The organism is Pseudomonas sp. R45(2017) (genome assembly GCF_002112305.1).
GTDB lineage: Bacteria > Pseudomonadota > Gammaproteobacteria > Pseudomonadales > Pseudomonadaceae > Aquipseudomonas > Aquipseudomonas paraglycinae.
In genome coordinates this window covers 325967-340262 of sequence record NZ_NEHH01000006.1, presented here as the reverse complement: position 1 = coordinate 340262, position 14296 = coordinate 325967, and the positions used below count along the sequence as shown (strand labels likewise).

The window sequence follows — 14296 nt, the reverse complement described above, 5'->3', positions numbered from 1 at the left end:
TCCCACAGGATGTTGAAACTTAGTGTTTGGCAGCCGCCAGAATCAACGCCTTCATCTCCGACACCGCCGACTTGAAGCCGACGAACAACGCGTGCGCCACCAGTGCGTGACCGATGTTCAGCTCGTTGATGCCCTTGATTGCGGCAACCGCCTCGACGTTGTGATAGTGCAGGCCATGGCCGGCATTGACGATCAGGCCCTGGGCCAGACCGAAGGCCACGCCGTCCGCCACACGCTTGAGCTCTTCAGCCACTTCGGTTGGTGTTTCGGCATCGGCGTAACGCCCGGTGTGCAGCTCGATAGCCGGGGCACCGACGCGCTTCGACGCAGCGATCTGCCGCTCGTCGGCGTCAATGAACAGCGATACCTCGCTGCCGATCTTCGACAGACGCTCGACCGCCGCTCTGATTCGCTCCTCCTGCCCCGCCACATCCAGACCGCCTTCAGTGGTCAATTCCTGACGGGTTTCCGGCACCAGACAGATGTGCGCCGGACGGATGCGCTCGGCGAACGCCATCATTTCTTCGGTAACGCCCATTTCGAAGTTCATGCGGGTTTGCAGCACGTCCTTGAGCAACAGCACGTCGCGCTCCTGAATGTGCCGGCGGTCTTCGCGCAGGTGCACGGTGATGCCGTCGGCACCCGCCTCTTCCGCGTCCAGCGCAGCCTTGACCGGATCCGGATAGCGCGTGCCACGGGCCTGACGCAGGGTGGCGACGTGGTCGATGTTCACGCCAAGAAGAATGCGATTGCTGGTGGTCACGGATGCGCTCCTGAATGGAAAGATTCGGCGCACAGCATACGGTGAGATCAGGGCTTGCGAAACAGCTCGCGACTGACCAAGGGACGACCGCCCAGATGCACGGCCAGCGCTTGTCGCATCAAGCGCTTGGCGGCGGACAACGCGCCTGGGGCCGACCAGTCGGCTTCGGCCATGGCCAGCAGTTCGGTGCCGTTGAACAGACCGGGTTGCAGCAGGTAGACCCGTTCGAGTCCGGCATCCACCTGCAAGCGATAGAGACCGTCCGCAGCGACAGGCTCGTCGTTGATGTCGGTATTCAGGGAAAAGCCATAACCAAGGTCGTCGAGCAGCCGCCATTCGAAAGAACGCAGCAACGGCTCCAGCGGCCGGCCTTCGGCCAATGCCAGCAAGGTCGCGGCGTAATGATCGAACACCGCCGGGTGCGGATCTTCGGCGGGCAGCAGGCGAATCAACAGTTCATTGAGATACAGGCCGCTGAACAGCGCCTCGCCGACCATCCACGTTGCGTTGCCGACACTCTCCATGCGCCCGACGTTCTTCAACTCACCCTTGCCGCGAAACTCCACTTCCAGCGGCACGAATGGCCGCGCCAATGTCCCGGCCTTGCCCCGCGCACTGCGCAACACCGCCCGCAGCCGACCTTGCGGCGTGAGGAAGTCCACCAATGCGCTGGTTTCGCGGTAGGCGCGCGAATGCAGGACGTAGGCGGGTTGGGCGGGAGGCGGGCTTTGCGACATTGAGTTCTCGATGACGAAACGCAGTTTTACACACACCCCAAAACTACTGTGGGAGCGGGCTTGCTCGCGAAAGCGGTGAATCAGTCAAAGTATATGTCGACTGATACGGCGCATTCGCGGGCAAGCCCGCTCCCACAGGGGGTTCTCTGGTGTAGCAGAAAACCGGTGTTACAGGTCGCCGTAACCCAGCGAACGCAGCGCACGCTCGTCGTCGGACCAGCCGCCCTTCACCTTGACCCACAGATTGAGCATGATCTTGGAGTCGAACAGCAGCTCCATGTCCTTGCGCGCCTCGGTGCCGATGCGCTTGATGCGCTCGCCCTTGTCGCCAATGATGATTTTCTTCTGGCCGTCACGCTCGACGAGGATCAGCGCATGGATGTGCAGCGTCGCACCCTGCTGCTTGAACTCTTCGATTTCCACAGTGATCTGGTACGGCAGCTCGGCGCCGAGCTGGCGCATGATCTTCTCGCGCACCAGTTCGGCGGCGAGGAAGCGGCTGCTGCGGTCAGTGATCTGGTCTTCCGGGAAGAAGTGATCGTTCTCCGGCAGATGATCGGCGATGACCTTTTCCAGCGCATCGAGGTTGTGCCCGTGTTGCGCCGAGATCGGAATGATCTGCGCGTTCGGCAGCTGTTCCTGCAACCACGACAGATGCGGCATCAGCTCGGCCTTGTCTTCGATGCGGTCGGTCTTGTTCAGCGCGACGATCAGCGGGCCGGTCACGTACTGCACGCGCTCCAGCACCATCTGGTCTTCTTCGGTCCACTTGGTGCGGTCGACCACGAAGATCACCACGTCGACGTCTTTCAACGCCGCCGAAGCGGTCTTGTTCATGTAACGGTTCAGGGCTTTTTCGCCACCCTTGTGCATGCCGGGGGTGTCGACGTAGATCGCCTGCACGTCGCCCTCGGTCTTGATCCCGAGCATGTTGTGGCGAGTGGTCTGCGGCTTGCGCGAGGTGATCGCGAGCTTCTGGCCGAGGATGTGGTTCAGCAGCGTGGACTTGCCCACGTTGGGACGGCCGACGATGGCAACATAGCCACAGCGCGTTGCGTTTGTATCAGTCATTGCCATTCTCCACACCCAGGGCAATCAGTGCTGCAGCGGCCGCTACCTGTTCGGCAATACGACGGCTCACACCCTGACCCCGGCTTTTTTCATTCAATAGGACAACTTCGCACTCGACGAAGAAGGTACGACAGTGCGGCTCGCCCTGGATATCCACCACTTCGTAGCGCGGCAGTTCGCAGCCACGCGATTGCAAAAATTCCTGCAGGCGGGTCTTCGGATCCTTGTTGGTATCGACCAGCGTCAGACCTTCGAACTCGCCGGCCAGCCAGGCCAGTACGCGCTCGCGGGCGACTTCCATGCCGGCGTCGAGGTAGATCGCACCGATCAAAGCTTCAAGGGCGTCGGCCAGAATCGACTCGCGACGGAAACCGCCGCTCTTCAACTCGCCGGAACCCAGACGCAGGTAATCGCCCAGATCGAAACCGCGGGCCAGCACCGCCAGCGTCTCACCTTTTACCAGCCGTGCGCGCAAACGCGACAACTGGCCTTCGCGAGCCAGCGGGAAACGGTCGAACAAGGCTTCGCCGGCAACAAAGTTGAGGATCGCATCGCCGAGGAATTCCAGACGCTCGTTGTTGCGTCCGGCAAAGCTGCGGTGCGTAAGGGCCAGGACCATCAGTTCCTGGTCCTTGAAAGTGTAACCGAGCTGACGCTCGAGGCGGCTTAGAGAAACGCTCACGGTTTACCCACGCTGAGTTCGTGGCTGGATTCCACTGCCATCGCCGGGATACGGCGCAGGCCTGGGACAATTAACGCTGTGTTCAAAAATGACGTCCTGAATATCGTGGCTTCATGCCCCGGAGCCGGTTGTGCCGACGCCAGAAATGCATTCGGCGCTGTGGTCAACAGCGCCGTGTTTGTTTACTTGATCAGGCCGACCCGCGAGAAGTTCGGCAGGTGGCTGAGTTTCGGTTCCGGCCAGCTCATCCAGACCGCGAAGGCCTTGCCGACGATGTTCTGGTCGGGAACCATGCCCAGCAGATCCTTGGGAATGTTCGGATCATCCCAGTAGCGACTGTCGTTCGAGTTGTCGCGGTTGTCGCCCATCATGAAGTAATGCCCGGCCGGCACGGTCCAGGTATGGTCCGGTGTGGCGCGGTAGCGGCTCATTTCCTTGCGGATCAGGTGCTCGGCGACGCCGAGTTTTTCCTTGTAGAGTTCCGCGCTGCCCAGCGTGCCCGGCTCGGAGCCGACCAGTTGTTCGGCAATCGACTCGCCGTTGACGAACAGGCGCTTGTCGGCGGTGTACCGCACGGTGTCGCCCGGCAGGCCGACCACACGCTTGATGTAGTTGACGTTCGGGTCGCTCGGGTAGCGGAACACCATCACATCGCCGCGCTGCGGGTCACCGACTTCGATGATCTTCTTGTCGATCACCGGCAAACGGATCCCGTAGGAAAACTTGTTCACCAGAATGAAGTCGCCAACGTCCAGGGTCGGTTTCATCGAGCCGGACGGAATCTGGAACGGTTCCACCAGGAACGAACGCAGCACCAGCACGATGAACAGCACCGGGAAGAACGACTTGCCGTACTCGACCAGCAGCGGTTCCTTGTTCAGCTTCTCGACCACCACCACATCAGGCTGGCTGACGCTGCCCTGATAGGAGGCGATGGCGGCACGCCGACGCGGTGCCAGGATCAACAGATCGAGCAACGCCAACAGACCGCAGACGAACACGGCAATGACCAGCAACAGCGGGAAATTTAGTGACATAGGACCTGACTATTCCAACCTGAGCACGGCGAGGAAGGCTTCTTGTGGAATTTCCACGTTGCCGACCTGTTTCATGCGTTTCTTACCGGCCTTCTGCTTCTCAAGCAGTTTTTTCTTGCGGCTGACGTCGCCGCCGTAGCACTTGGCCAATACGTTCTTTCTGAGTGCCTTGACGGTTGTCCGGGCGACGATCTGACCGCCAATGGCAGCCTGAATGGCCACGTCGAACATCTGACGAGGAATCAGTTCTTTCATCTTCTCGGTCAACTGGCGACCTTTGAAGTGCGAATTGTCACGGTGCACGATCAGCGCCAGAGCGTCGACCTTGTCGCCGTTGATCAGCACGTCCAGTTTCACCAGATTAGCCGATTGGTAACGATCGAAATGGTAGTCCAGCGAAGCATAGCCGCGGCTGGTGGATTTCAGACGATCGAAGAAGTCCAGCACCACTTCGTTCATCGGCAGGTCGTAGGTCACTTGCACCTGATTGCCGAGGAACAGCATGTCGACCTGCACACCGCGTTTCTCGATGCACAGGGTGATGACGTTGCCCAGATGCTCCTGCGGTACCAGGATGTTGGCGCGCACGATCGGCTCGCGCATGTCTTCGATCGACGAGACGTCCGGCAGCTTCGACGGGTTGTCGACGTAAATCGTTTCACCGGTTTTCAGCACCAGTTCGAAGATTACCGTCGGCGCCGTGGTGATCAGGTCCAGGTCGTATTCGCGCTCCAGGCGCTCCTGGATGATCTCCATGTGCAGCATGCCGAGGAAGCCGCAACGGAAGCCGAAGCCCAGTGCGTCGGAGCTTTCCGGGGTGTATTGCAGCGACGAGTCGTTCAGGGTCAGCTTCTGCAGCGCTTCGCGGAAGTCTTCGAAGTCGTCGGAGCTGACCGGGAACAGACCGGCGTAAACCTGCGGCTGGATGCGTTTGAAACCTGGCAGCACCGGAACGTCCGGGGTGGAGCTCAAGGTCAGGGTGTCACCGACCGGCGCACCGTGAATGTCCTTGATGCTGGCGATGATGAAGCCCACTTCGCCGGCCTTCAGGTCAGCGGTGGCGGTGTGTTTCGGGTTGAACACGCCGACGCTGTCGACCAGGTGCACCTTGCCGGTGGACTTGACTAGGATCTTGTCGCCCTTCTTCACACGGCCATGACGCACGCGCACCAGGGAAACAACGCCCAGGTAGTTGTCGAACCAGGAGTCGATGATCAACGCTTGCAGCGGATCTTCGATGTTGCCGGTCGGCGCAGGAATGGTCGCGACCAGACGCTCGAGCACTTCGTCGACACCCAGGCCGGTCTTGGCGCTGCAGGTGACGGCGTCGGTGGCGTCGATGCCGATGATCTTCTCGATCTCGTCCTTGACGCGATCAGGCTCGGCCTGTGGCAGGTCGATCTTGTTCAGGACCGGCATGACCTCGAGGCCCTGCTCGATAGCGGTGTAGCAGTTGGCCACGGACTGGGCTTCAACGCCCTGCCCCGCATCGACCACCAGCAGCGCACCTTCACACGCGGCCAGGGAACGGCTGACTTCGTAGGTGAAGTCGACGTGGCCCGGGGTGTCAATGAAGTTAAGCTGGTAGGTGACGCCATCTTTGGCCTTGTAATAGAGGGTAACGCTGTGGGCCTTGATGGTGATCCCGCGTTCGCGCTCCAGATCCATGGAATCCAGTACCTGGGCTTCCATTTCACGCTCGGCCAGGCCACCGCACATCTGGATGAAACGGTCAGCCAGCGTCGACTTGCCATGGTCAATGTGGGCGATGATGGAGAAATTGCGGATATGACTCAAATCACTCACGGATCAACACTCAAAAAGGCTGCAGGCTTGGCCCGCCGAAAAATAGCCGGGAATTGTACCTGATACACGGCGCAAGCGTCACGTTCGCCTGTCACCCTGATTGCATGCAAAAACGCCCCGATCTGATGACCGAGGCGTTTTCAAGGCTAAAGCGTGGGTGAAACCTTGTTCATCAACCGGCTCGACGCAACAGCCAGACACCCGCCAGCGCACACACGCCAGCCGGCACCAGCACCGCGAACAGCGGCGAGAAGCCGAAGACCAGACTGGATGGACCCAGCAGATCCTGAACGATGCGGAAGGTGAAGCCCACCAGCACACCGGTGAACACCCGCTGACCGAGGGTCACCGAACGCAACGGACCGAAGATGAAGGAAATCGCCATCAGCACCAGCGCGGCGGTCACCAGCGGCTGCAACACCTTGACCCAAAATGCCAGCCAGTAACGACCGTTGCTCAGACCCTGATCAGCCAGATAGTGGATGTAACCCCACAGACCGGTGATCGACAGCGATTCCGGCGCCATCACTACAGTGCTCAGCAATTGCGGGCTCAGCGAGACATCCCAGCGCTCGACCGGCGTGTTGACCACTTCAGTGCTGCGCTCGTGGAATTTGGTGGTGGTCACGTCGGTCAGCTGCCAGTGATCGGTGTCGAACTCGGCGCGTTTGGCGAAGCTCGAGCTCAGCAGGTGACGCTCTTTGTCGAAGTGATAACGGGTCACGCCGTACAGGCGACCGTTGGGCTGTACGGAGTTGATGTGAATGAACTCCTCGCCCTGACGGTGCCACATGCCGTGCTTGGCGCTTTGCGCGTCGCCGCTGCCTTGCGCCAGCGAACGGTTGGCCTGGGCCATGCTTTCGGTGGCCGGTGCCACGTACTCGCCGATCAGCACGCCGGCCAGCATCAGCACCAGCATCGGCTTCATCACCGCCCAGACGATGCGCCCGATGGAGACACCGGCGGCACGCATCACGGTCAGTTCACTGCTGCTCGCCAGACTGCCGAGACCGATCAGGCAGCCGATCAGCGCCGCCATCGGCAGCATGTCGTAGAGCCGACGCGGCGCGGTCAGGAGCACGAAGCTCAGAACGTCGACCAAGGTGTAGGTGTCACTGACGTCGCCCATCTCGTCGATGAACGCAAACAAGGTTGCCAGGCCGAGAATGATCGCCAGCACTGCGATGATCGCCATGAACACGCTGCTGCCGATGTAGCGGTCGAGTTTAACCACGGGCCACCTCCAGCGCTGCGCTGCGACGGCTCGCCAGTTTCAGGCGCAGAGGTTCCCAGTACAGCAGGCCGAGGCCGATGACCAGGAAGATCGCGTGGACCCACCACAAGCCGAGCGCCGGTGGAATCTTGCCTTTCTCGAGGGCGCCGCGGGCGGCAATCAGGATGGTCAGGTAAGCCATATAAAGAAGAATCGCCGGCAGCAGCTTGAGGAAACGCCCCTGACGCGGATTGACCCGCGACAGCGGCACCGCCATCAGGGTCACGATGAACACCAGCAACGGCAGCGACAGGCGCCATTGCAGTTCGGTTTTCGAGCGGATGTCATCGCTGCCCAGCAGAGACGAGGTCGGCATGGCGTCACGGTCGGTGACTTCCTCGCTGACATCCGGCTTGGGCAGCAGCACGCCGTAGGTTTCGTAGTGGATGGCGCGATAGTTGGCCTGACCCGGGCTGCCGTCGTAGCGGTAGCCGTTGTCGAGGATCAGGTAGCGGTTGCCGTCGGGACGCACTTCCTGACGCCCCTTTTCCGCCACCAGCACGGAAATCCCGCGATCTTTCTGGTTGGCGCCGAGGTTCTTCTGCGAGATGAACACGCTGCCAAGATTGACCCGATCATCGCTCAGGGTTTCGGTGTAGGTCACCCGCGTACCGTCGCGCAGGGCCTGGAAGCGGCCGGGCTCGAGGGTGTCGAACTCGGTCAGGGCGTCCTGCTTGTTCAGCAGCAGCTGGAACTGGTTGGCGCCTTGCGGGGCCAGGCTCAGGCTCAGCCATGCAACCACCAGCGCCACCAGGGTGGCCGGAAACAGAGTCATGCGAAACAGACGCTGCTGGCTCATGCCGGTGGCCGAGAGCACGGTCATCTCGCTTTCCAGGTACAACCGGCCGTACGCCAGCAGGATCCCGAGAAACAGGCCCAGCGGCAGGATCAGTTGCAGGAAGCCCGGCAGACGGAAGCCCATGATCAGGAACAGCGATCCCGGATCGAGCTGGCCTGCGGCGGCCTGGGCAAGGTATTTGATGAAGCGACCGCTCATGATGATGACCAGCAGCACGGCGCTTACCGCACTCAGGGTCAACAGGACTTCGCGGGACAGATAACGGAAGACGATCAAACCAGACACTCCAGGGTTGTCAGGCTAAGGCGGCCAAACAAGCAAACGTATCGACGGGCCCGCAAGGCAGAGCCGTCGAAAAAAGATGCGGCATTATCCTGTGATTGAGGGCGCCTGTCACTGCGCACACTCACGCAAGCGTGCAATCCGTTGAAGATCGTACAACCGAGGGTTGTCAGGCGCGGTGAGCGAGGTTCAAACTGCCGCCTCTGTCGCAGGCGCTGGCCTGCGCCTCTTCTCTCTATAAGCAGGCGACGGCGGGCACCGTCGAACGCCTGCGTGTTGACCATTCATTCAGGGATCCGGACATGGAACTGGTTGTAAAAAGCGTTAGCCCAGAAACGTTGAAAACCGCCACCCTGGTGGTTGCCGTCGGCGAAGGCCGCAAACTCGGTGTTGCCGCCAGGCAGGTCGACGAACTGAGCGGTGGCGCAATCAGCGCCGTGCTCAAGCGTGGCGATCTGGCCGGCAAGGTCGGCCAGAGCCTGTTGCTGCACAGCCTGCCGAACCTGAAAGCCGAACGCGTGCTGCTGGTCGGCGTGGGCAAGGATGAAGAACTGGGCGACCGTCCGTTCCGCAAGATCGTCGCCGGCATCCTCAACACCCTTAAAGGCCTGGCCGGCAGCGATGCCGTCCTGGCACTCGATGAAATCATCGTCAAGAACCGCGACAGCTACGGCAAGACCCGCCTGCTGGCCGAAACCCTGGTCGACGGCGAATACACCTTCGACCAGTTCAAGAGCCAGAAAGCCGAACCGCGCGCCCTGAAGAAGATCACCCTGCTGACCATCAAGGCCGCTCAGGCCGAAGTGCAGCGCGCCGTGAACCACGCCACCGCGATCGCCAACGGCATGGCGTTCACCCGTAACCTGGGCAACCTGCCGCCGAACATCTGCCACCCGACTTTCCTCGGCGAGCAAGCCAAGAACCTCGGCAAAGAGTTCAAGGATCTGAAAGTCGAAGTCCTCGACGAGAAGAAGATCAAGTCGCTGGGCATGGGTTCGTTCTACGCCGTCGGCCAGGGCAGCGCCCAGCCGCCGCGCCTGATCGTCATGCAATACAACGGCGGCAAGAAATCCGAGAAGCCGTACGCACTGGTTGGTAAAGGCATCACTTTCGACACCGGCGGCATCAGCCTGAAACCGGGCGCCGGCATGGACGAAATGAAGTACGACATGGGTGGCGCCGCCAGCGTGTTCGGTACTCTGCGCGCCGTGCTGGAACTGAAACTGCCGATCAACCTGGTGTGCATCCTGGCTTGCGCCGAGAACATGCCGAGCGGCAACGCTTCGCGTCCGGGCGACATCGTCACCACCATGAGCGGCCAGACCGTGGAAATCCTCAACACCGACGCCGAAGGCCGCCTGGTGCTGTGCGATGCCCTGACCTACTCCGAGCGCTTCAAGCCGCAAGCGGTAATCGACATCGCCACCCTGACCGGTGCCTGCGTCGTTGCGCTGGGCGCCCACACGTCGGGCCTGCTGGGCAACAACGACGAGCTGATCGAGCAACTGCTGAGCGCCGGCAAGGCTGCCGACGACCGCGCCTGGCAACTGCCGCTGTTCGATGAATACCAGGAGCAGCTGGACAGTCCGTTCGCCGACATCGCCAACATCGGCGGTCCTAAGGCCGGCACCATCACCGCTGCCTGCTTCCTGTCGCGCTTCACCAAAAACCTGAACTGGGCGCACCTGGACATCGCAGGCACCGCCTGGACTAGCGGCGGCAAGGACAAGGGCGCCACTGGCCGTCCGGTTCCGCTGCTGACCCAGTACCTGCTGGACCGCGCCAAAGCCTGAAACCGATGACTGCGAGCGGCGCCTCTCTTGAGGGGCGCTGCTTGCAGCTCAGGAACCGCAATGACCAAAGTCGACTTTTACATCCTGCCCAGCGCCGATCCTTCGGCTCGCCTGGACTTTGCCTGCAAGCTCACCGATAAAGCCTGGCGCATGGGCCATCGCATCTACCTGCATTGCAGCGATGCCGCCCAGCGTGATGATCTCGATGCGCGACTGTGGGCTTTCAAGGGCGAAACCTTCGTGCCTCACGGCCCGGCTGAAAGCGAACCGGAAGGACTGATCGTGTTGGGACTGGGCGAGGACTGTGGCCAGCACGCGGACTTGCTGGTCAACCTCGATCTGAAAGTCCCGGTTTTCGCCAACCAATTCGCCCGGGTGGCGGAGGTTGTGGTGGAAGATCCGGCGATTCGCACTGCGGCGCGGGAGAGTTTCCGTTTCTACCGCGAACAGGGCTATCCTCTGCAAGACCACCGTTTACAGCGACTCTGAGTACGCCGATGGACACTCCAAAACCGCTGCAAAAACCCGCGCACCTGCTGGATGACCTCGAGTCGATCCGCCAGCTGCTCGGCGATGACAACCTGCAACCGCCACTGCTGACCGACACGGTCGATGATGGCGAACAGGAACAGATTCCGATGTTGTTCGATTCGGTCGACAACGCACCGCAAGCCGTCGAAGCTGCACCCGCGCCGACGCCAGCCCCGCAGCCTGCCGCTGCGCCTGTGGATAAAGGCCCTGACGCCCTGCTGCACCTGGACAGCGAACTGCGCGCCGCGGCGCAACTGATCATGCAGGACGTGATCGACGACTTCGCTCCGCACATCGAAACCGAAATCAAGCGTCGCCTCGAGGCGCGGATGGAACGGCTTCTCGGCCAGTACGAATAATTCCCTGATCTCCTGTGGGAGCTGGCCTTCCAGCGAGCGCATCACCGCGTCTTTCCTGAAAAACCGCGGCGCCTGCATCGCTGGCAAGCCTGCTCCCACATTTAAGTCTCCACCCGGCCCGCCCCGCTCGCCCTGCGCCCCATGCCCCGCTATACTTCCCGGCTTTTCCTGAATAAATGCCAATAGGGTCCCGCCGCGCATGGATAAGACCTACCAGCCGCACGCCATTGAAACTTCCTGGTACAACACCTGGGAGTCCGAGAACTACTTCGCCCCGCAAGGCGCGGGCGACTCCTACACCATCATGATCCCGCCGCCGAACGTCACCGGCAGCCTGCACATGGGTCACGGTTTCAACAACGCGATCATGGACGCCCTGATCCGTTTCCGTCGCATGCAGGGTCGCAACACCCTGTGGCAGCCGGGCACCGACCACGCCGGTATCGCCACGCAGATGCTGGTGGAGCGTCAACTCGAAGCCCAGGGCCAGAACCGCCACGATCTGGGCCGGGAAAAATTCCTCGAGAAAGTCTGGGAGTGGAAGGATCAGTCCGGCGGCAACATCAGCCGTCAGATCCGCCGTCTCGGCTCGTCCGTGGACTGGAGCCGCGAGCGCTTCACCATGGACGACGGCCTCTCGGAAGCCGTTAAAGAAGCCTTCGTGCGCCTGCACGAAGACGGCCTGATCTATCGCGGCAAGCGCCTGGTCAACTGGGATACCAAACTGCACACGGCGATTTCCGACCTCGAAGTGGAAAACCACGACGAGAAAGGTTTCCTGTGGAACCTGAAATACCCGCTGGCCGACGGCGCGAAAACCGCTGAAGGCAACGATTTCCTGATCGTCGCGACCACCCGTCCGGAAACCATGCTCGGCGACTCCGCCGTCGCGGTAAATCCGAACGACGAGCGCTACAAAGCCCTGATCGGCAAATTTGTCGAGCTGCCGCTGGTCGGCCGCCGCATCCCGATCATCGCCGACGATTACTGCGATCCTGAATTCGGCACCGGCTGCGTGAAAATCACCCCGGCCCACGATTTCAACGACTACGAAGTCGGCAAGCGCCACAACCTGCCGCTGCTGAACATCTTCGACAAGAACGCCAACGTGCTGCCTGCGGCCCAGGTGTTCAACCTCGACGGCACGCTGAACGACAGCATCGACGGCAAGATTCCGGCCGAATACGCCGGTCTCGAGCGTTTCGAAGCGCGCAAGCAGATCGTTGCCGCATTCGACGCCGCCGGCCTGCTGGTGAGCGTCGACGACCACAACCTGAAAGTACCGAAAGGCGACCGCTCCGGCACCGTCATCGAGCCGTGGCTGACCGACCAGTGGTACGTTTCCACCAAGCCGCTGGCCGAGCCTGCGATTGCTGCCGTTGAAGACGGCCGTATCCAGTTCGTGCCGAAGCAGTACGAAAACATGTACTTCTCGTGGATGCGCGACATCCAGGACTGGTGCATCAGCCGTCAGCTGTGGTGGGGCCACCGGATTCCGGCCTGGTACGACGAGTCAGGGAAGGTCTACGTCGGTCGCGACGAAGCCGAAGTGCGCGCCAAGCACAACCTCGGTCCGGACGTTGCGCTGCAACAGGACAACGACGTTCTCGACACCTGGTTCAGTTCGGGCCTGTGGACCTTCTCCACCCTGGGCTGGCCGGAAAAGACCGAGTTCCTGAAGAAATTCCACTCCACCGACGTGCTGGTCACCGGCTTCGACATCATTTTCTTCTGGGTTGCCCGGATGATCATGCTGACGATGCACCTGATCAAGAACGAGGACGGCACGCCGCAGGTTCCGTTCAAGACTGTTTATGTGCACGGCTTGGTGCGTGATGGCCAGGGCCAGAAGATGTCCAAGTCCAAGGGCAACGTCCTGGACCCGCTGGACATCATCGACGGTATCGAGCTCGAAACCCTGGTGCAGAAACGCACTTCCGGTCTGATGCAGCCGAAACTGGCGAAGAAGATCGAGAAGCAGACCCGCGACGAGTTCGCCGACGGCATCGCCAGCTACGGCACCGACGCCCTGCGCTTCACCTTCTGCTCGCTGGCGTCCACCGGCCGCGACATCAAGTTCGACATGGGCCGCGTCGAAGGCTATCGCAACTTCTGCAACAAGATCTGGAACGCCGCGCGTTATGTTCTGGACAAGGGCGAAGACTGCGGCCAGAACGGCGAAGCCTACGAGCTGTCGCTGGCGGACCGCTGGATCATCTCGCAACTGCAACGCACCGAAGCCGAAGTGACCCGTCAACTGGATCAGTTCCGTTTCGACCTGGCTGCGCAAGCGCTGTACGAGTTCATCTGGAACCAGTACTGCGACTGGTACCTGGAACTGTCCAAGCCAGTGCTGTGGGACGAAAACGCGCCGGTCGAGCGTCAGCGCGGCACTCGCCGCACGCTGGTTCGCGTACTGGAAGTGGCGCTGCGTCTGGCGCATCCGTTCATGCCGTTCATCACTGAAGAAATCTGGCAGCGCATTGCGCCGCTGGCCGGCATTCAGGGCAAGACGATCATGCTGCAAGCGTGGCCGGTGGCCAACGAAGAGCGCATCGATCCGGCGGCCGAAGACGACATCGAATGGCTCAAGGGCCTGATGCTCGGCACGCGTAACATCCGTGGCGAAATGAACATCGGCCCGGGCAAACCGCTGCCGATCTACCTGAAAAACGTCACCGCTGAAGACCAGCGCCGCCTGACCGAGAACGAAGCGCTGCTGAAGAAGCTGGCGCGTCTGGAATCGATCACCGTACTGGCCGCCGGCGAAGAAGCGCCGCTGTCCGCCACCGCGCTGGTTGGCGAGATGGAAGTGCTGGTGCCGATGGCCGGTCTGATCGACAAGAACGCCGAGCTGGCGCGTCTGGACAAGGAAATTCTGCGTCTGCAGGGCGAAGTCCAGCGGGTTGGCGGCAAGCTGTCCAATGCCGGTTTCGTTGACAAGGCCCCGGCCGAAGTCATCGAGAAGGAACGCGCCAAACTGGCCGAAGCCGAACAGGCTTTGGCCAAGCTGGCCGAGCAGCACGCGCGGATTGCCAGCCTGTAACGGCAAATCGCACTGAAAAAGGGAGGCCCGCAACGGCCTCCCTTTTTTGTGCCCGGCACTTTTCCGGCCAACAACACGGCTCCCTGTGGGACAATGGCCGCCACTTTCAGCCCTACC

12 protein-coding genes are annotated in these 14296 nt (G+C 61.3%); 4 read left to right on the top strand and 8 right to left on the bottom strand.

The features are described from left to right. Nucleotides 1-19: 19 nt before the first annotated feature. The 8 genes from pdxJ to lptF form a co-directional block, all read right to left on the bottom strand. Nucleotides 20-763, bottom strand: a complete 744-nt coding sequence (gene pdxJ, locus CAF74_RS16460) for a pyridoxine 5'-phosphate synthase (protein ID WP_064382428.1) — start codon at nucleotides 761-763, stop codon at nucleotides 20-22. A 47-nt stretch (nucleotides 764-810) separates the two neighbouring features. Next, complete coding sequence (recO, locus tag CAF74_RS16455; protein WP_085747010.1) at nucleotides 811-1500, bottom strand: DNA repair protein RecO; 690 nt, start codon at nucleotides 1498-1500, stop codon at nucleotides 811-813. A gap of 168 nt (nucleotides 1501-1668) precedes the next feature. Further along, the gene (gene era, locus CAF74_RS16450) at nucleotides 1669-2571 is read right to left on the bottom strand and encodes a GTPase Era (RefSeq protein WP_039769512.1); all 903 of its coding nucleotides are present in this window, start codon (nucleotides 2569-2571) and stop codon (nucleotides 1669-1671) included. Beyond that, on the bottom strand, nucleotides 2564-3253 hold the full coding sequence (gene rnc / locus CAF74_RS16445; protein ID WP_011332589.1) for a ribonuclease III: 690 nt from the start codon (nucleotides 3251-3253) through the stop codon (nucleotides 2564-2566). Before rnc ends, era begins: the two co-directional genes overlap by 8 nt. Nucleotides 3254-3435: 182 nt before the next feature. Continuing rightward, a complete protein-coding gene (gene lepB, locus CAF74_RS16440; RefSeq protein WP_011332588.1) occupies nucleotides 3436-4290 on the bottom strand; it encodes a signal peptidase I in 855 nt (284 codons plus the stop codon). A gap of 9 nt (nucleotides 4291-4299) precedes the next feature. After that, nucleotides 4300-6096: a translation elongation factor 4 gene (gene lepA / locus CAF74_RS16435; RefSeq protein ID WP_039769508.1), complete on the bottom strand. Its 1797-nt coding sequence runs from the start codon at nucleotides 6094-6096 to the stop codon at nucleotides 4300-4302. A gap of 172 nt (nucleotides 6097-6268) precedes the next feature. Continuing rightward, nucleotides 6269-7330 (bottom strand): LPS export ABC transporter permease LptG, encoded by a 1062-nt coding sequence (gene lptG / locus CAF74_RS16430; RefSeq protein ID WP_039769506.1) that lies wholly within the window; start codon nucleotides 7328-7330, stop codon nucleotides 6269-6271. Beyond that, nucleotides 7323-8444 carry an LPS export ABC transporter permease LptF gene (gene lptF, locus CAF74_RS16425; protein ID WP_064593584.1) on the bottom strand — a complete coding sequence of 374 codons (1122 nt, stop codon included), beginning with the start codon at nucleotides 8442-8444 and terminating at the stop codon, nucleotides 7323-7325. Before lptF ends, lptG begins: the two co-directional genes overlap by 8 nt. 308 nt (nucleotides 8445-8752) lie before the next feature. Between lptF and CAF74_RS16420 the strand changes: the two genes are divergently transcribed. The 4 genes from CAF74_RS16420 (at nucleotide 8753) to CAF74_RS16405 (ending at nucleotide 14179) form a co-directional block, all read left to right on the top strand. Continuing rightward, nucleotides 8753-10243 carry a leucyl aminopeptidase gene (locus CAF74_RS16420; RefSeq protein WP_085747009.1) on the top strand — a complete coding sequence of 497 codons (1491 nt, stop codon included), beginning with the start codon at nucleotides 8753-8755 and terminating at the stop codon, nucleotides 10241-10243. A gap of 60 nt (nucleotides 10244-10303) precedes the next feature. After that, nucleotides 10304-10732 carry a DNA polymerase III subunit chi gene (locus tag CAF74_RS16415; RefSeq protein WP_085747008.1) on the top strand — a complete coding sequence of 143 codons (429 nt, stop codon included), beginning with the start codon at nucleotides 10304-10306 and terminating at the stop codon, nucleotides 10730-10732. An 8-nt stretch (nucleotides 10733-10740) separates the two neighbouring features. Beyond that, entirely contained in the window at nucleotides 10741-11133 is a 393-nt protein-coding gene (locus CAF74_RS16410) for a DNA polymerase III subunit chi (protein WP_085747007.1), read from the top strand. A 199-nt stretch (nucleotides 11134-11332) separates the two neighbouring features. After that, a complete protein-coding gene (locus CAF74_RS16405) occupies nucleotides 11333-14179 on the top strand; it encodes a valine--tRNA ligase (protein WP_085688963.1) in 2847 nt (948 codons plus the stop codon). The last annotated feature ends 117 nt before the right edge of the window (nucleotides 14180-14296 follow it).